The sequence below is a fragment of the Clostridium sp. YIM B02569 genome (genome assembly GCF_022320765.1).
GTDB lineage: Bacteria > Bacillota > Clostridia > Clostridiales > Clostridiaceae > Clostridium > Clostridium beijerinckii.
Genome location: NZ_JAKJJX010000038.1, coordinates 1 through 18,421 on the forward strand (window position 1 = coordinate 1; position 18,421 = coordinate 18,421).

Sequence of the window (18,421 nt, forward strand, 5' to 3'; positions counted from 1 at the left end):
TTGCAATAATAGCGCAATTCACTCCAACAGCAATCAGCGGTCAAGGCTTTATTGCATTAGCAGCAGTTATTTTCGGTAAATGGACTCCACATGGTGCATATGGAGCTTGCTTATTATTTGGATTTGCTCAAGCATTAACAGTTGTATTAGGCGGTGGAAACTTTGCTATTCCTTCGCAAATACTTGCAATGCTACCATACATTCTAACAATTGTAGTATTGATTCTTTTTGTTGGAAAATCAGTTGCACCAAAAGCTGATGGAGTTCCTTACGAAAAAGGTACTCGTTAATAGAAAGAAGAAAGATTGCTATTTCACAGGACTGCGAAAATTTCGCTGAAAGTGCTGATTGTTAATTCAAATTATAGTTATATATATGTTACAGAATAATTCTACATCATGATTCTAGAAACATTGAAAGAATTTTAGTCGTAATTGTGAAATGTGCATTGTGAATTTTAACATATATAGTTATAAAATAAATTTAAGGAGTAATGAAATATGGATATAGCTAAATATATAGATCATACAATATTAAAACCAGAGGCAACCGTAGAGGATGTAAAAAAATTATGTAAGGAAGCTAAAGAATACAATTTTGCTTCAGTTTGCGTAAATGGATGTTATGCAAAATTAGTAAGTACTGAACTTATGGGGACTGATGTGAAGACATGTGTAGTTGTTGGATTTCCATTAGGTGCAATGACAAAGGAAGCTAAAGCTTTTGAAACAAATCAAGCCATTGAAAATGGAGCTACTGAAATAGATATGGTAATAAATGTTGGAGCATTAAAAGATAAAAATTATAGTTTACTTAAAGAAGATATAGAAGCAGTTGTAAATGCAGCCAAAGGAAAAGCATTAGTAAAGGTAATTATTGAAACGTGTCTATTAAGTGATGAAGAAAAAGTTAAAGCTTGCGAAATAGCTAAAGAAGCTAAAGCTGATTTTGTTAAAACATCAACAGGATTTTCTAGTGGTGGAGCAACTAAAGAAGATATTGCGTTAATGAGAAAAACTGTTGGGTCAGATTTAGGTGTAAAAGCATCTGGAGGAGTAAGAGATTTTAAGACGGCTATGGATATGATAAATGCAGGAGCAAGTAGAATTGGTGCTAGTGCTAGTATATCTATAGTTAGTGAAAGCAAATAAATTATTATTATAAAATAGTTTAAATATATTGATCATTAATTGAGATGATGTGGTTAAAATTATGGAGGTAAAAAATGAGTGTTCATATTAATGCACCTGAAGGTGCTATTGCAGAAAGCGTATTATTACCAGGAGACCCTTTAAGAGCAAAGTTTATAGCAGAAAACTTTTTAGAAGATGTAGTTTGCTATAATGAAGTTAGAGGTATGTATGGGTTTACAGGAACATATAAAGGTAAGAAAATTTCAGTTCAGGGAACAGGAATGGGAATACCTTCAATTTCAATATATGCAAATGAATTGATACAAAGTTATGGAGTTAAAAATCTTATAAGAGTTGGAACATGCGGTGGATATAGCGAAAAAGTTAAGGTTAGAGATCTTATAATAGCTATGTCTGCATCAACAGATTCAAATCTTAATTTAGTAAGATTTCAAGGTAGAACATTTGCGCCAACAGCAAGTTTTGAATTATTGAAACCAGCATACGATATAGCGGTTGAAAAAGGCTTTGATCCTAAGGTTGGTAGCATATATAGCTCTGATGTATTTTATGGCGATGATGATGAAGATTGGAAGAAGTGGGCTAAGTTTGGTTGCTTAGGAGTAGAGATGGAAGCAGCAGCGTTATATACAATTGCAGCTAAATTTGGAGTTAATGCATTATCATTACTTACAGTAAGTGATCACTTTGTAACTGGAGAAGTTACAAGCGCAGAAGAAAGACAATTGACATTTACAAATATGATGGAAGTTGCTTTAGATACTATAGCAAAAATAGAGAATTAATATCAAAGAGTTAAAATAGTAATTTGAAAGAGAAGATTCTTACTTGAGGTTAGAGATAACCATATGCTAGTAATTAGTATATAATTAAAAGTAAGGATTTTCTTTTGTTATAATGCAAATTTTAAATTGTTAATACACAATATAAAGTCAAAATATATTTGTTTTTTGTCCATAATCAAACTATGATTTAGCCATCAATATATTGCAAAAATAATGCTTCATAATAATTCTAAATATAGTGCATGAATTTTAACCATTATTGTGAATTATGAAATGTGCATTGTGAATTGCAACACATATATTTAAATATATATATAATTTAAAATAATACATAGATTGGAATATTGTGTGAGGAGACCTAAAGAAAATTAAAATGAAAGTAAGTGAAATGGATTTATGAATATACAAATATTTGGAACTAAGAAATGCTTTGATACTAAAAAGGCAGAAAGATTTTTTAAAGAAAGAAATATAAAATTTCAGTTTATCGATTTAAATGAAAAGCCTATGAGCAAAGGCGAATTTAATAACATAATTAAAGCGGTGAGTATTAATGAATTAATAAATACGAAGGCAAAGGAATATGTAAAATTAAACTTTAATAATATACGAAGTGCAGAGATTAAAGCAGAATTATTATTAAAAAATCAAAAAGTTATAAATACTCCTATAGTAAGAAATGGTAAAGAAGCAACAGTTGGATATAAAGCAGAAGAATGGAATATATGGATAGAAAACAACTAAAATAATTTTTGAAGATGATGCTACTATACCAACAGTTTCTATTTAATCTCATGTATACTATAGAATTTTTTTAGAATACTAAAATTGAGATTATTTTAGAAAGGATATGAAGTAGTTATGGCAAAAGCAGGAATGAGAAGACCAGACCCGAGTGAACCACATGGAACAGAAAGTAATCATAAAACACATTATAAAAAAAATGAGGTAAAAGATGTTCCAATAGAGATACAAGGAAAAGCTAAGACTGGAAATAAGAAAGCGTCTCCCATAGAATAATGTGTGTATAAATAGAGTCATAGTAGAAGTGATGTAGTGTAAGGATGGAAGTTAAATTTCATCCTTATATTATATACATATATTTTCTCAATATTATGGAAGAACTACAATTCAAAATAAATTAAAACTTATTTTGACAAAATATAAAAGATATAGAATAATATAAATAATAAATAAATTTTTACTCGAATATTGTTTTATAAGTTTAATATAATCTTATTTATTATTGTTCTTATATATTTAATTAGGGGATTTTTTAATTTTTAGGTCATAGAGATAGATATATATTCTGTCTATACTTAGAGACATAAAATTTGTTATATGATGGGTGTGAGTATTATGGAGAAGAGTACAAAAGTAATAAGCTTTAACCAGTTAAAAGAAGGAATGGTAATAGCTAAAAATGTAGAGCAAAATGGGAGTGTATTACTTAAAAAGGATATTTCGGTAACTGAACAAATTATAGAAAAAATAAAAAAGTTATATGTTATTGGGAATGTAGAGATATATTGTGAAAATATTGCTGCAAAAAGTATTGAAGTAGAATTAAAGAAAGAGACACAATGTAAAAAAATTGAAGAAGAATTCAATGAAATTTCTTTAGCATTAAGAAAAACTTTTAGACAACTTGTCAATAACAATGAAGAAGCTCTAAACGAAGTGAGGGAATTTTCTAGAAAAATTCAAAATGAGATACAGCCATGTAGCTTGGTTATAAAGAATATAGTTCTTTATGGAAGTGGAACAGATTCAATATATAGACATGGAGTAAATGTAGCAGCACTAAGTGCACTCATAGGAAAATGGACAGGATTAGAAAAGGCGAAGTTAAATTTATTAGTATATTCAGCAATTCTTCATGATTTTGGAAAGACAAAAATAGCAAGAGAATTACTAATGAAAGAAGTAGGATTAACACAAAATGAATTTAATACAATAAAAACCCACGCTCAGAAAGGATATATGGTAATAAAAGAACTTTCATTTTTGGACAAGGCTGTGAGCTATGGGGTACTGATGCATCATGAAAGATTAGATGGGTCTGGTTACCCGCTTGGGCTAAAGGGGGAAGCTATACATCCTTTTGCAAAAATCATCGCTATAGCTGATGTATTTGATGCAATTAATTCTAATAGAGGATATAAGAAAAAAAGGCTTCCATTTGAAGCATTGCAAATAGTTAAAAACGAAAGTTTAGGAAAACTAGATTACGAATATGTAAAGATATTTTTAGAGCATGTTATAGATTATTATACAGGTGAAGAGGTATTATTAAATACTAATGAAAAATGCAAGATAATACAGATGAATGTAAATAATTTAGAAAAGCCTCTGATTTTGAAGGGCGAAGAGTTTATAGATTTAGAAAAAGAAAAGAAATTATATATTAAAGAGATATTATTATAAAATAGAAAGTTTATGTAGTTTATAACTATTACGAAAATATAATTAGAGATTAATATAATTTAACTAGAAATAAATAAATTTAAAATAAAAATGTGATAAATAGTATATAATAAGGTAGTTGTTTTAAAAAATTTCTAATAAGTAAATTTTATTTAAAATATTTACCTTATTTTTGTATGTAAATTTATAAATCAATCTATATTTTAACTTGAAATTATAATGGATTTAAAATAAGTAATTTATATTAATAGTTAAGATAAATTTTGATTCCAAAATTTATAGGTAGGGAGGGGAAGATTATGAATGAAGATAACTTAGCATTAACGGCATCTTCATACTCAAATTTTAAGGATAAGTATCTTGAAATATATATTTCACAAGATAATTATAAGGAAAAAATGATAAATATAGTTGAACCTTATCTAAAGAAGAATCTAGAAAGTGGCTATATTCTAGGAGCAAATGACTTAAAACTTTATTACGAAAAATTCATTGTAAAGAAGCCAAAAGCTAATATAGTCATTTGTCATGGATTTGGAGAATTTACTGAAAAATACAATGAACTAATTTATTATTTTATAAAGGAAAACTACTCTGTTTTTATTCTTGAACATAGAGGGCATGGTAGATCACAAAGACTTGGGATGGATAATTATCAGATTAATGTTGAAAACTTTGATTACTATGTAGAAGATTTCAAAAAGTTTATAGATGAAATTGTTATTCCAGATAGTAGGAATAAGAAGTTGTTATTATTTGCACATTCTATGGGTGGATGTATAGGTACTGTTTTTTTAGAGAAATATAATAGTTATTTTAAAGCTGCAGTGTTAAGTTCACCAATGCATGAAATTAATACTGGGAAAGCACCTAAGATTTTAGCAAATATTATTTCTAAAGCAATGAGGGTTTGCGGAAAAGGAAATTCATATCTTCCAGGCCAGAAGCCATATGTTGAAAAGAAGGATTTTTACAGTAGATCGACTAGTTGTAAGGAGCGATATCAATATCTTTTGGAAAAGATTAAAAAGAATGATAATTATCATAGTGGTGGATCATCGGCTTTATGGTATACCGAAAGTTTAAAAGCAACTAAAGAATTAATTAGAAGAAAGAATATCTCAAAAATAATGATACCAATACTATTATTTCAAGCTGAATATGATACGCATGTTATCCCAAAAGCACAGAATAGGTTTGCACATCATGCTAAAGATTGTAAGGTGGTTCATATGAAAGGCTCTAAACATGAATCGTATTTTGAAAGAGATGAAATAGCTTTTTCTTTTTTTTATAGGATGCTGTCATTCTACGAAAATAGCATTTAATAATAATATAACGTTAAAAGAACAAATTCTATCGATTAGAGTTTGTTCTTTTATAAGCATGAGATACAATTTATCTTAGAAATTGACTAAGTATATCTTTCGTTGAAAGTTTGTTACCATTAATAATATCTGTATAATCCTTTAATCGTTCATTTTCTTCATCTGTTAAATTCTCATTAGAACGTTTTTTTTCAACTAAACTTTTAAAATCTACATAGTCCTTATCTCCAAGTTTTCCCTTGATGATAGAATCTATAAGTGAATGTAGAGTTTTCTGTTGCTCTTCTGAAAAATCCTGACCTTTATTTTTACATTTTTTTAATTCAAGCAATTCCTTTTTTTGTTCGGCAGAAAGATATTTATAATTTTCCTCTCCAAACACATTAAAACCATTAGATTTATCTTTATGAGCATAGTAAGTTGAAATCTTTAAGCCGCCAAGTGAGTAAGAAGCTGCACTTGCAACTGTTGGTTTGGGAAGAAATGTTAGGCAATTTATTGCCAATAAGAAAGTTGTTATGTATTTTATAGCTTTTGTATTCATTTTTATACCTCCGTAGATATTTAATTTCAATATCTAGTATGTGACAAAAATGATAATAATATTTATATAAATTTTCTTATTATAGAAATAAAATATATAAACTTCCAATATGTATTTCTAATTATGGAGAGTTTTTATATAATTAGGAAGGTGATAAATATAAGGGCGTCTAAAAATCAGGTTTATTATTTATAAACTAGTGGTGTAAAAAAATGGCGTCAAAGTGGTATAATGTATATAAACTAAAGGGGATGAGATTATGAATTTATGGATTAGGGAAAGTATATTTTATCAATTCTATACACTTGGATTTTGTGGTGTTTTAGAACCAGGTAAAGTATATGATAAAAAAAATAGGTTAAACAAAATTGAAAAATGGATACCTCATTTAAAAGAAATGAGAATTAATGCTGTTTATTTTTCACCAATTTTTCAGTCGAGTTATCATGGTTATGACACCAAGGATTACTACAAAGTTGATAAAAGACTTGGAACTAATTCGGATTTTAAAGAAGTATGTGAGCAGTTACACAAGAATGATATAAGAATAATCTTAGATGGGGTATTTAATCATGTAGGAAGAGAATTTTGGGCATTTAAAGATGTTCAGATAAACGGAGTAAATTCTAAGTATTGTAGCTGGTTTGCAGATTTAAATTTCAATAGCAAAAGTCCGATGGGGGATGAATTTAATTATCAAAGCTGGAATGGCTGTTATGATTTAGTCAAACTTAATTTGAAGAATGAAGAAGTTAGAAATCATTTGTTACAGGCTGTAAGTACATGGATAGATGAATTTGATATAGATGGGTTAAGGTTAGACGCAGCTGATAGCATTGATTTTGAGTTTTTTAAAGTTTTAAAGAGATTTGTAGAAGGAAAGAAGAAGGATTTTTGGCTAATGGGTGAGGTTATTCATGGAGATTATAATAAATGGGCTAATCCTGAAAGTCTCGATTCTGTGACAAATTATGAATGTTATAAGGGAATTTATTCAAGTCATAACGATAAGAACTATTTTGAAATTGCATATTCATTAAATAGATTATTTGGTTTAGGCGGAATTTATAAGAATCTATGTCTATATAACTTCGTTGATAATCATGATGTTAACAGGCTAGCAAGTACATTAAAAAAGCCAGAATATATATATAATTCATATATATTGCTTTATACAATGCCAGGTGTGCCTAGTGTATATTATGGGAGTGAATATGGTCTCAAGGGAGTTAAAGGAAATGGTACAGACTTACCTTTAAGACCAGAATTAGAATTTGGAAAAATAGATGAACAAGATGATAAGTTATTTGAATTAATTAAAAGGTTAGGTAATATTAGAATTAATAGTGAAGCATTAAGATATGGGGATTATGAACAAGTTGTTGTTAAGAATGAACAATTCATATTTTCTAGAAATACTGATAATGATAGAGTTTTTGTAATATTAAATTTATCTGATAAAGAAAGTGTTTTAGAATTTAAATTACCCTTCGAAAAAGGTATTGATTTATTAGATGAAAATGAAATAGTGATTAATGCTAATGAAACAAGCATAGTGGTCCCAGCATTTTCGGGTAAAATAATAACAGAATTAAGAAAGTAACATGGAGATAATCTGCTAGAATTTAAGAATATATGGATAGGGTAAATATTATTTACATGAAAAACATTTAATAAAACTAGTAAAAGGGGTAATAATATAATGAATTTATTAGATAATGAGTACAATAACTATGATGGGAATCTTGGTGCAGAATATTGTAAAGATGGTACAAGATTTATAGTTTGGGCACCAAATGCAAATAATGTCCGACTGGCGCTATTTGGAAAGGATGAAAAGAATTATACAAATGCACCAGAAGAAATATTAGACATGAATCGAGGAGTACAAGGAACTTGGAACATAGAGGTGAAAAGAGATCTTGAAGGTGAATTTTATAATTACTTAATAATTAATAGTGGAAATGAAAGAGAAGTTGTAGATCCATACGCAAAAGCCCTTGGGGTTAATGGAAACAGGGGAATGGTAATAGATCTTAAAAAAACAGATCCAATAAATTTTGAGGAAGATAGAAAACCAGAGCTAAGCTCCGCAACGGCAGCTGTAATATACGAGGTTCATGTAAGAGATTTTTCAATAAATGAGAATTCAGGAATAAGCTCAAATAAAAAAGGAAAGTATACCGCGTTTTGTGAGCATGGGACTACAATTCCAGGAAAATATACAAAGACAGGAATAGATTATTTAATGGAATTGGGAATAACTCATGTTCATTTACTTCCGGCATTTGATTATGAAACTGTTGACGAAAGTAAACCAGATATGCCACAATATAATTGGGGATATGATCCAAAGAATTATTTTGCGCCAGAAGGATCGTATTCAACAAATCCTTTTAATGGAGAAAAGAGAATTAGAGAATTTAAGGAAATGGTTAAAAGTATACATGAAGCTGGACTTAGAGTTGTTATGGATATGGTTTATAATCACACCTATAAAAGTCATGAATCTAATCTTAATCTGGCAGTACCAGGATATTATTATAGACAGGATCAAAATGGAAATTTTTCAAATGGATCTGGTTGTGGCAATGAATTAGCTTCAGAACGATATATGGTAAGAAAACTTATTGTTGATTCAGTAATTTATTGGGCTAAGGAATATCATATAGATGGATTTAGATTTGATTTAATGGGTTTACATGATATTGAGACTATGAAGCAAATTAGAGCTGAGTTAGATAAGATTGATACATCTATACTTATGTATGGTGAAGGTTGGACTGGAGGCTGGACTCCATTAAGTGGTGAAGAGTCATCAGTAAAGCAAAATATAGTGAAATTTGATAAAATGCAAATTGCAGCATTTAGTGATGATACTAGAGATTCAGTTAAAGGACATGTGTTTAATATAAATGAAAAAGGATATGTAAATGGTAGAACCGAGCTTGAAGAAAGTATTAAATTCTGTATTGTAGGAGCTACTGGTAAACAAGGCATTAACTATGATAAAGTCATATACTCACGCTTTGCATGGGCAAATGAGCCTTATCAATGTATAAATTACATTTCGGCTCATGATAATTATACATTATGGGATAAACTATATTTAACTAACAATGAGTCTTCTCAAGAAAAACGTAAGAATATGAACAAGTTAGCAGCGGCTATAGTTTTAACATCTCAAGGGATACCTTTCTTTCAAGCGGGAGAAGAATTTTTAAGGACTAAGAAAAATGATGATGGAAGCTTTAGTCATGATAGTTATAATGCTCCTGATAGCGTAAATAATTTAGAGTGGGATAGAGTTTTTGAATATAAAGAAATTGTAAATTACTATAAAGGTCTAATTAAATTAAGAAAGAAATATAAAGCGTTCAGAATGAATTCAAGTGAAGAAATTAGAAAGAATTTAACATTTTTAGAGTATGGAGAGGATTTTTACAAAGAAAATGTTGTAGCATATAAGATAGAAGATAACAGTGAGAAAAACTTGTGTAATACTATAGTTGTAATATTTAACCCAAATGATGAGGAAGCATTTATAGATTTAAAGGAATGTGGATGGAGTGTCCTTGTTAATAAGGAAAGAGCTGGAGTAGATGAAATTTACGCGATAGAAGGTAATAGTATAACTGTTCCTTCAAAGTGTGCACATGTATTAATTAAAAAATGATTTTGATGGAAGGTTTTTGGTGATATAAATGGGAAACGATAAGTATTTAGTATTTTTAAATGAAATTAATAAGGATAAGCCAAATGAATTTAAAAAAATAAATATAAAGGAATGTCCGTTTTGCAATAGAGAGACACTTACAGATGTTATTGATGAAGACGGGCCATTTGTATTACTAAAAAATAAGTATCCGACTATAAAAGATACTTATCAATTAGTTATTATAGAAACGTATAATTGTAATACTGATATGGGACAGTATTCTGCAGAGTATATGGAGGATTTAATAAGATTTAGTGTTAAACATTGGCTAAGAATAGAGGCAAGCGGAGAATATAAATCAGTAATATTTTATAAAAACCATGGTCCAAATTCTGGCGGAAGCTTAAAACATCCTCATATGCAGATAGTAGGTCTTGATGACATTGATTATAAATTAAATATAAAAGATGATTATTTTGAAGGAATAGAAATTCATAAAAGTGATAATTGTTTAGTTAATCTATCACATAAACCATTTAATGGATTTACTGAATTTAATATAATTATAAGTGATGATTTATATGCATTAAATGAGTTGGCATATAATCTTAGAAAGGTAGTTCATTACCTTTTAAATAATTATTTCGTGAAGTGTGATAGTTTTAATATATTTTTCTATCATATAAAAAATAAAATTTTATGTAAGGTTATGCCAAGATTCAGCAGTTCACCATTGCTTCTTGGATATGGAATCAGACAAATATCAAGTTGTGAAAATGAAATAGCTGATAAATTAAAAGCAATGTATTTTCAGTAAAAATATTAAGATATTATTCCATGCATATTATATATATAAATATAATTTATGGGCTTAATATCGAAATAATTTAATGATATTTAAAGACGAATATAACTATAAAAAGTAGCATTATAATTTTTAAATTATGATGCTACTTTTTAGGTTAAAATAAATTTTAAAGTTTACTTATATATTTAAAGTTAATTGTAAATAATTAAAGCATAGAATAAAAACTTTTGAGGTGTGATAATATGGAGAATAATGAAATTGGAATTAGTAAAAATAAAATCAATAAAAAAACAAAATCTAAACAAATTCCACTGAAGATAATTCCATTAGGTGGACTTGGTGAAATAGGAAAAAATATGACTGCCTTTGAATATGATAATGAAATAATAGTTATAGATTGTGGATTAGCATTCCCAGATGAAGACTTATATGGAATTGATATAGTAATTCCAGATGTAACATACCTGATTAAAAATAAGAATAAAGTTAAGGGGATCTTTATCACCCATGGACATGAAGATCATATTGGTGGACTACCATATGTATTAAAGCAAATTAATGTTCCTATATATGGAACTAGATTAACACTTGGATTAATAGAAGGTAAATTAAAAGAGCATACTATGCTTAGTGACTGTACATTAAATGTTGTTGAACCGGGAGAACTAATAAAATTAGAGCAAATAAAAATTGAATATATAAGGAATAACCACAGTATACCTGATAGCTGTTCTATCGCATTGCATACCCTAATAGGAGTTATTGTTCATAGCGGTGATTTTAAAGTGGATTTTACACCAATAGATGGGAAGGTTATGGATTTACAAAGGTATGCTCAGTTGGGGAAGAAAGGTGTACTTCTCTTAATGGCGGATAGTACTAATGCTCTTCATAAAGGTTACACTATGTCTGAAAAAACAGTTGGAGAAACACTAGAAAATCTTTTCAGTAGGGCTACTGGTAGGATTATAGTATCTACATTTGCATCAAATGTTCATAGGTTACAACAAATTAGTGATTGTTCAATAAAATATAACAGAAAAATAGCTTTTAGCGGTAGAAGTATGGAAAATATATCTGAAGTTGCTATGGAACTTGGATATTTACTTATTCCAGAAGATATGATAATAAGTCTAGATGAAATAAAGAATTATCCAGATGATAAGCTAACTATTGTTACAACTGGAAGTCAGGGAGAATCTATGGCAGGATTATCAAGAATAGCTGCATCAACACATAGGCATATACAAATAATAGAAGGAGATATGGTTATTATCTCGGCAAGTCCTATACCTGGTAATGAGAAGGCGGTATCTAACTTAATAAATGATTTAATAAAGAAAGGCGCCAATGTAATCTATAAATCAATAGAAGATATACATGTTTCTGGGCATGCCTGTGAACAAGAATTAAGGCTAATTCAAGCTTTATTAAAACCAAAATTTTTTATACCAGTTCATGGTGAGTATAAGCATTTAATTACTCATGCTAAAATAGCAGAAAGTATGGGAGTAGACAAATCTAAGACATTTATTTTAGAAAATGGTGATGTTTTTGAATTAACTAGAGCTACTGGAAAAGTATCAGGAAAAGTACCATTTGGAAGAGTTCTTGTAGATGGTATGGGGGTTGGAGATATAGGAAGTATGGTTCTTAGAGATAGAAAGAATCTAGCAGAGAATGGTATAATCACAGTGGTTATAGCTATAGACATAAGAAATAAAATTATAATATCCGGTCCAGACATAGTGTCAAGAGGTTTCGTATATGTAAGAAACTCTGAAGAATTAATAGACGAAGTTAGAAATATAGTTACTAACGTTGTAGAAAAATGCTTAGATAGAAACATAACTCAATGGGCAGAAATAAAGAATGGAATAAGAAGAGAAGTTGACAATTATGTTTATACAAAAATGAAGAGAAAGCCAATGATATTACCAGTAATTGTTGAATTATAATTAGCTAGCTCCGTAAAAAACAGGGATAATAAATAGTTAAAGATTATCATTGCATGTAGAAATGGCTTTTTGATTAAACAACCACCTATTTTTAGAAAAAACTAGTTTATAAATAGACTAGCTGAAAATGGTGGTTTATTTATTATTCTAAGATAAATATTTTTAACTTGACTCTTACCTAAGGGTGGAGTTTATAATAATATAAAAGAGAGTCTAATATAAAAGTTATTTCCTATAAATTACTTTTAGAGATTCTATTATATATATGTTACAAAAATGATTATTCATCATAATTCTAAAAATATTGAAAGAATTTTAGCCGTAATTGTGAAATATGCATTATGGATTGCAACATATATATTAAAATTTTGTGCTTAAATTAGAGAGGATGAATTGTATGAAAAAGATACCATTTTCACCACCAGATATAACTGAAGAAGAAATAGAAGCAGTAGGTAATGTATTAAGATCAGGTTGGATTACTTCTGGACCAAAACTTGCCGAGTTTGAGGAAGGAATACAAAATTATCTAAATGTTAATAAAGCATTAGCATTAAATAGTGCGACTGCTGCAATGGAACTAGTGCTTAAAGTATTTGATATAAAAGAGGGGGACGAAATTATTTCTACTCCATATACATATACTGCTACTTCAAGTGTTGGTATTCATAGAGGGATTAAACCTATATATGTTGATGTTAAAAAAGATACTTTTGAAATGGATATAGATAAAATTGCTGATAAGATTACAGATAAAACAAAGGTAATTATGCCAGTGGATATTGCAGGAGTACCATTTGATTATGATGCTTTAAAGAAAGTTTTAAAGGATAAAAATAGAGAAGATATAATAATACTTTGTGATTCAGCACACTCTTTTGGGGCTAAATACAAAGGGAAACCAGTTGGATCTCAATGTGATTTTCACTCATTTTCGTTTCATGCAGTTAAAAATCTAACTACAGGAGAAGGTGGAGCTGTTACATTTAATGACAACCACTTTGGTGATCATGAGGATTTACTTAAATATATGAGATTTACTGCCATGCATGGACAATCAAAAGATGCTCTAAGTAAGCTAAAAGCAGGTGCATGGGAATATGACATTATAAATGATGGACTTAAGTGTAATTTGACAGATATAGGGGCAGCTATAGGTTTAGTTCAATTAAAAAGATATGAGAAAATGCTGGAAAAGAGAAGACAAATATTTAAGATATATAGTGATATTTTATCAAAAGAAGAATTTTCAATAATTCCATTTACAAAAGATGAGAATGGAACTGAAACATCATATCATTTATATCTTTACAGAGTTAAAGGATTTAATGAGAAAAAGAGAAATGAAGCTATTCAAAAGTTAGCAGATATAGGAATAGCAACAAACGTTCATTACAAACCGCTTCCTATGCTAACTCTATATAAAAACCTTGGATATGATATTAAAGATTATCCAAATGCTTATGCACAGTATGAAAATGAGATTACACTTCCAGTATATACTACATTATCGTTAGAAGATGCTGAATATATAGCAAAAGAAGTTATAAAAGTAGTAAAAGAATTGTTGTAATTTTTTTTATGAATATAAAACAGCCCATACAATGAGATGGGCTGTCTTATATTTTTTTGAATCTGATGCAATATTTTAATATGTTTTTTAGAAGCTAAACTATAGTCTCGGTAGTTTTATTATATGGATTATTATTAGGTTCCATATCTAATTTACTATTAGTTTTATCTTTTGAACTTTTATCTAATTTATTAGTATTATTATCTATGTCTTTTGTTTCTTCATTTAACTTATTGTCATCTTTATCTTTGATTTGTTTAAGAGCTAATTCTGTTTTAGCTTGAATGCGTTCAGCGCTTTTATTTATATCTCCAATCTTTTTGGAAATGGTCATGTTTATATTGGCTATGCTTGCGCCTATTTGCGATAAACGATTGTTATCGTAGCTGCTTTCGATATTATTTGGTTTGATATATTCAGCTTCTACTTTTTGCCTGTTTTTACTATCCTTTAGCAAATGTATAGTTTTTTGTGAGCCGTTAATCTTAATGAATTCGCCTAAGCTAGCAGAAATTATTACGTCACTTTTTGTTTTATTTTCATCTTTGTTAGATGTTTCCTCTTTAGCTTTTTTCTTTGAAATTTCATCTTGTTTCTTTTGAAGTTCTTCTTGTTTTTCTTGAATCTTTAGCTGTTGAATCTGAGAATCAACATCCTTTATTTTTTGATTTAATTCATCCATTTTAGCTTTTTTCTCTTTTGCGTCCATTTCTTTAGCCATCAATACTTGTTTTTCTTCTTTAAGTTCTTGTTTTTGCTTTAGAAGATTTTGCATTAAATCGCTTTCTTTTTTATCTTGTTTATTAGTAATACTAGAATTACCATTAACAACATTTTTGTTTTTGTCATCAGTTGAATTGATGTTAATATTTTTGAATAAATTGGTTCGATTTGAATTTATAGTTATACTGCTCATTGGTAATTATTCCTCCTTCAATTATTTTCTCGGAATTATATGGGGAAAAATAAGAGTATAACGTATAAAATGGTTAATAATATTAATTAAAATTTATCGGAAAGGTCATGAAAGATAGTGTGTCTTTAAAATTAGAGTTGACTATACCCTAAGGTAATGGATTAGAATAATGTTATGGAGGGAAATAAATTGAAAATTGGTGAATTTGCTAAGAAATCAGGAGTGACAGTGAAAACATTACTTCATTATGACAAAATTGGATTACTTAAGCCTAGTGAAAAAACTGATTCTGGATATAGAATTTACTGTGAAGAAGACCTATTAAAGCTTCAGCAGATTACAACCTTAAAATTCATTGGGTTGTCGCTAAATGAAATAAGTCATATATTACATGAAAGTGGAGAAAACCTAGAGAACATGATAAGCATTCAAAAGAAAGCTTTGGAAGAAAAGAAGAAACATATTGATGCTGTAATTGATGTTTTTAATAAAGCACAAAATACAGCAAAGAAAAATGGTTTTCTAGATGCAAATAATTTGATTGATATCATAAAAGTAACTAATATGGAAAGTAGGGTTAGGGAACAATATAAAACAGATAAGAACTTAAATATTAGGAGTAATCTTCATAGCTATAATGTAAATAAAATAGACTTTGATAAGTGGTGTTTTAATCAAATAAATTTCTCACTAAACGCAAATGTATTGGAACTTGGATGTGGAACAGGAAAGCTTTGGTTTAAGAATAAAGATTATATAGAGAATACTTTAAATATTACAATATCTGATTTTTCTAGAAGTATGATTAGAATCGCAAGAAATAGATTGAAAGATGTATATCATGATTTTCATTATGAAGAAATTAATGCTGAAGAAATACCTTATAATGATGAAACTTTTGATATAATCATCGCTCAACATATGATTTATTTTGTTCCAGATATAGAAAAGGCTTTAGCTGAGATACAAAGAGTACTAAAGCCTAATGGTGTATTTTATGTGACAGCTAATTCTTGTAATTCTATGAAGGAATTAAATAGACTTTCAGAAAATTTTGCGCCTAATTCTGGGTTAGATAACAATGGGTATTCAGAAAGATTTGACCTAGAGCACGGAAGAGGAATGCTTGAAAAATATTTTCATAAAGTAGATGTTGAAATTTTAGATGGTAAAATAATAGTAGATAATGCTGAACCAGTAGTATCATATAAAGCCTCAACTATTCAAGGAAGTTCAATACTTGTTGGTGAAAAGAAAAAAGAATTTACGAAATATTTAGAAGAATATATTAAGAAAAATGGAGATATATCAATAACAACTAAAACATGTATGTTTAAAGCAATGAAATAAGAATATTTAGATTTCAAATTAGAGAATATATTAGAAAAGAATTAATGGATAAAATATTAATTTTATTTAATTATACGATTGACAGAAAGAATAGCACAATATATAATAAATACGATAATTGGAATGGTGTTTTATATATGGAACAGTGAGGTGAGCTTTTTGAACACAGCAATTCTAAGAGGAATAGAAATTTTAAGGTTTGTTGGGCAAAGTGATGAACCCGTAACAATTGCTGAAATAAGTAAATATCTTAATATACCTAAAACCAGTGTATTTAATATAGTTAATGCATTGGTAAGTGAAAAGTTTCTATCAATAGAAAACATGAAATTGAAGAGTTATGAATTAGGGGTAGGAGTCTTTGAACTTGGAAGCTTATATTTAAATAAGATGGAATTAACTAAGATATCTAGTGCTTTTTTGGAAAAGTTGTCTAATGATATTGGAGAAACAGTGTTTTTAGCAGTAGTAAATGATAATGAACTTGTATATTTAGATAAGCATGAATCAAAAGGCACTTTAAGAACAACTGGTAATTTGGGATCTAGAACATCAATGTATTCAACAAGTTTAGGTAAGGCTATTTTAGCAACTTATAATAATGCGCAGTTAAATAATTATTTTGAACAGATTATATTTATTCCTAAAACTAAGGGTACAATAACGAATAAAGAATCCTTAATGGAAAACTTAGATTTAATTAGAGAAAGAGGATACTCTATTTCTGATGAGGAAAATGAGGAAGGATTATTTTGTATAGCTGTGCCTATATATAATAGGATGGGTCAAGCAATAGCAGCAGTATCTATTTCTACGTTAAAGATGAAAATTAATGATGAGCGTATTGGAGTGTGTGCAGAACTTATAACTAAAGTTGCACTGGATATTTCAAAAAAATTAGGATATAAAAAAGAAAGTTTATTTTAATTTTTGAGATGATTTTATCAATCATCTCAAAAAAATAATCAATATATAGAATGGCGTTTCAAATATGGAACACAAGGAGGCTTTATGTTTAAAGGAATTTATACACCAATAGTGACTATTTTCAATGAAGAAGGGAAGATTGATAAGAAAAGTTTAGAGATTTTGATTGAGAAATTAATAAAAGACGAAGTAAATGGGATTGTCATATTAGGATCGATTGGAGAATTTTTTAATTTTTCTTCTTTAGAAGAAAAAAAAGATTATATTAAGTTTGTATCTAAAGTTATAAATGGGAGAACAAAATTAATAGTTGGAACTGGGGATAACAATATAGAAGAAGTTATCGAATTAAATAAATGTGCTAGTGATGCAAAAGCAGATGCTGCTTTGATTATAACTCCATATTTTTTTGGTTTAGATGAAAATTATATATACGAATATTATTCAATAATAGCGAAGAATACGGAATTACCTATTATAATTTATAATTTTCCTGCTAGGACATCTATAAACGTATCATATGAATTAGTGTTAAGATTAGCAAATGAATTTAATAATATTGTTGGCATTAAAGATACTACAGATTCTATTAGCAATATTAGAAGGTTCGTCCAAAAAGTAAAGAAAGTTCGTAAAGACTTCTGTGTAATTTCTGGATTTGATGAATACTTAATACCTAACTTATTATCTGGAGGAGATGGTATTATAGGTGGATTAACTAATGTAAATGCAAAATTATTTGTAGATACGTATAAAGCTGTTCTAAATAAAGACTTTGAAAAATTATTTATACTCCAAGATAAAATAAATAGATTGACTGAATTGTATGATTTGACAAATCCATTTATAGTAGGACTAAAAGAAGCAGTTAATATATCTTTAAAGTTAGATATGAATACATCTATTAGAAATTATAATATTAAAATAAACGATGATATAAAAAAGAAAATACAAGAAATTATTGAGAAATAAATAGATGATTATGTCTAGACT

Annotated in this window: 16 protein-coding genes and 1 pseudogene; 15 read left to right on the forward strand and 2 right to left on the reverse strand. The window is 28.4% G+C overall.

Annotated features, from left to right (window positions below; genetic code table 11):
- The 7 genes and pseudogenes from L3B96_RS24925 to L3B96_RS24955 all read left to right on the forward strand — a co-directional run.
- A pseudogene (locus L3B96_RS24925) lies at positions 1–290 on the forward strand (ABC transporter permease); the annotation flags it as partial.
- 210 nt (positions 291–500) lie between these two features.
- Positions 501–1,151: a deoxyribose-phosphate aldolase gene (gene deoC / locus L3B96_RS24930; RefSeq protein ID WP_023973129.1), complete on the forward strand. Its 651-nt coding sequence runs from the start codon at positions 501–503 to the stop codon at positions 1,149–1,151.
- Between the two features lie 74 nt (positions 1,152–1,225).
- Entirely contained in the window at positions 1,226–1,939 is a 714-nt protein-coding gene (gene deoD, locus L3B96_RS24935) for a purine-nucleoside phosphorylase (RefSeq protein WP_238948886.1), read from the forward strand.
- A 396-nt stretch (positions 1,940–2,335) separates the two neighbouring features.
- Positions 2,336–2,683: an arsenate reductase family protein gene (locus L3B96_RS24940; RefSeq protein ID WP_238948887.1), complete on the forward strand. Its 348-nt coding sequence runs from the start codon at positions 2,336–2,338 to the stop codon at positions 2,681–2,683.
- 117 nt (positions 2,684–2,800) lie between these two features.
- On the forward strand, positions 2,801–2,959 hold the full coding sequence (locus L3B96_RS24945) for a hypothetical protein (protein WP_170816496.1): 159 nt from the start codon (positions 2,801–2,803) through the stop codon (positions 2,957–2,959).
- 339 nt (positions 2,960–3,298) lie between these two features.
- Positions 3,299–4,366 carry an HD-GYP domain-containing protein gene (locus L3B96_RS24950; RefSeq protein ID WP_238948888.1) on the forward strand — a complete coding sequence of 356 codons (1,068 nt, stop codon included), beginning with the start codon at positions 3,299–3,301 and terminating at the stop codon, positions 4,364–4,366.
- A gap of 299 nt (positions 4,367–4,665) precedes the next feature.
- Complete coding sequence (locus L3B96_RS24955; RefSeq protein ID WP_238948889.1) at positions 4,666–5,694, forward strand: alpha/beta hydrolase; 1,029 nt, start codon at positions 4,666–4,668, stop codon at positions 5,692–5,694.
- Between the two features lie 70 nt (positions 5,695–5,764).
- On the opposite strand, the gene L3B96_RS24960 is transcribed toward L3B96_RS24955, so the two are convergent.
- Entirely contained in the window at positions 5,765–6,238 is a 474-nt protein-coding gene (locus L3B96_RS24960; RefSeq protein ID WP_238948890.1) for a hypothetical protein, read from the reverse strand.
- 259 nt (positions 6,239–6,497) lie between these two features.
- On the opposite strand from L3B96_RS24960, the gene L3B96_RS24965 reads away from it, so the two are divergent.
- The 5 genes from L3B96_RS24965 to L3B96_RS24985 all read left to right on the forward strand — a co-directional run bounded on the left by L3B96_RS24965 (position 6,498) and on the right by L3B96_RS24985 (position 14,235).
- A complete protein-coding gene (locus L3B96_RS24965; protein ID WP_238948891.1) occupies positions 6,498–7,841 on the forward strand; it encodes an alpha-amylase family glycosyl hydrolase in 1,344 nt (447 codons plus the stop codon).
- 99 nt (positions 7,842–7,940) lie between these two features.
- The gene (pulA, locus tag L3B96_RS24970) at positions 7,941–9,914 is read left to right on the forward strand and encodes a type I pullulanase (protein ID WP_238948892.1); all 1,974 of its coding nucleotides are present in this window, start codon (positions 7,941–7,943) and stop codon (positions 9,912–9,914) included.
- Between the two features lie 28 nt (positions 9,915–9,942).
- Positions 9,943–10,713, forward strand: coding sequence for a DUF4931 domain-containing protein (locus L3B96_RS24975; RefSeq protein ID WP_012060291.1), 771 nt, complete (start codon positions 9,943–9,945; stop codon positions 10,711–10,713).
- Between the two features lie 233 nt (positions 10,714–10,946).
- On the forward strand, positions 10,947–12,662 hold the full coding sequence (locus tag L3B96_RS24980; protein WP_238948893.1) for a ribonuclease J: 1,716 nt from the start codon (positions 10,947–10,949) through the stop codon (positions 12,660–12,662).
- A gap of 397 nt (positions 12,663–13,059) precedes the next feature.
- Positions 13,060–14,235, forward strand: a complete 1,176-nt coding sequence (locus L3B96_RS24985; protein ID WP_238948894.1) for a DegT/DnrJ/EryC1/StrS aminotransferase family protein — start codon at positions 13,060–13,062, stop codon at positions 14,233–14,235.
- A 94-nt stretch (positions 14,236–14,329) separates the two neighbouring features.
- Here L3B96_RS24985 and L3B96_RS24990 read toward each other — a convergent pair whose 3' ends face one another.
- Positions 14,330–15,151 carry a FlxA-like family protein gene (locus tag L3B96_RS24990; RefSeq protein WP_238948895.1) on the reverse strand — a complete coding sequence of 274 codons (822 nt, stop codon included), beginning with the start codon at positions 15,149–15,151 and terminating at the stop codon, positions 14,330–14,332.
- Between the two features lie 189 nt (positions 15,152–15,340).
- Between L3B96_RS24990 and L3B96_RS24995 the strand changes: the two genes are divergently transcribed.
- From L3B96_RS24995 to L3B96_RS25005, 3 genes are all read left to right on the forward strand, one after another.
- Positions 15,341–16,501 (forward strand): MerR family transcriptional regulator, encoded by a 1,161-nt coding sequence (locus tag L3B96_RS24995; protein ID WP_173715272.1) that lies wholly within the window; start codon positions 15,341–15,343, stop codon positions 16,499–16,501.
- A gap of 150 nt (positions 16,502–16,651) precedes the next feature.
- Positions 16,652–17,428: an IclR family transcriptional regulator gene (locus L3B96_RS25000; RefSeq protein WP_236898731.1), complete on the forward strand. Its 777-nt coding sequence runs from the start codon at positions 16,652–16,654 to the stop codon at positions 17,426–17,428.
- Between the two features lie 84 nt (positions 17,429–17,512).
- On the forward strand, positions 17,513–18,400 hold the full coding sequence (locus L3B96_RS25005) for a dihydrodipicolinate synthase family protein (RefSeq protein WP_012060285.1): 888 nt from the start codon (positions 17,513–17,515) through the stop codon (positions 18,398–18,400).
- The last annotated feature ends 21 nt before the right edge of the window (positions 18,401–18,421 follow it).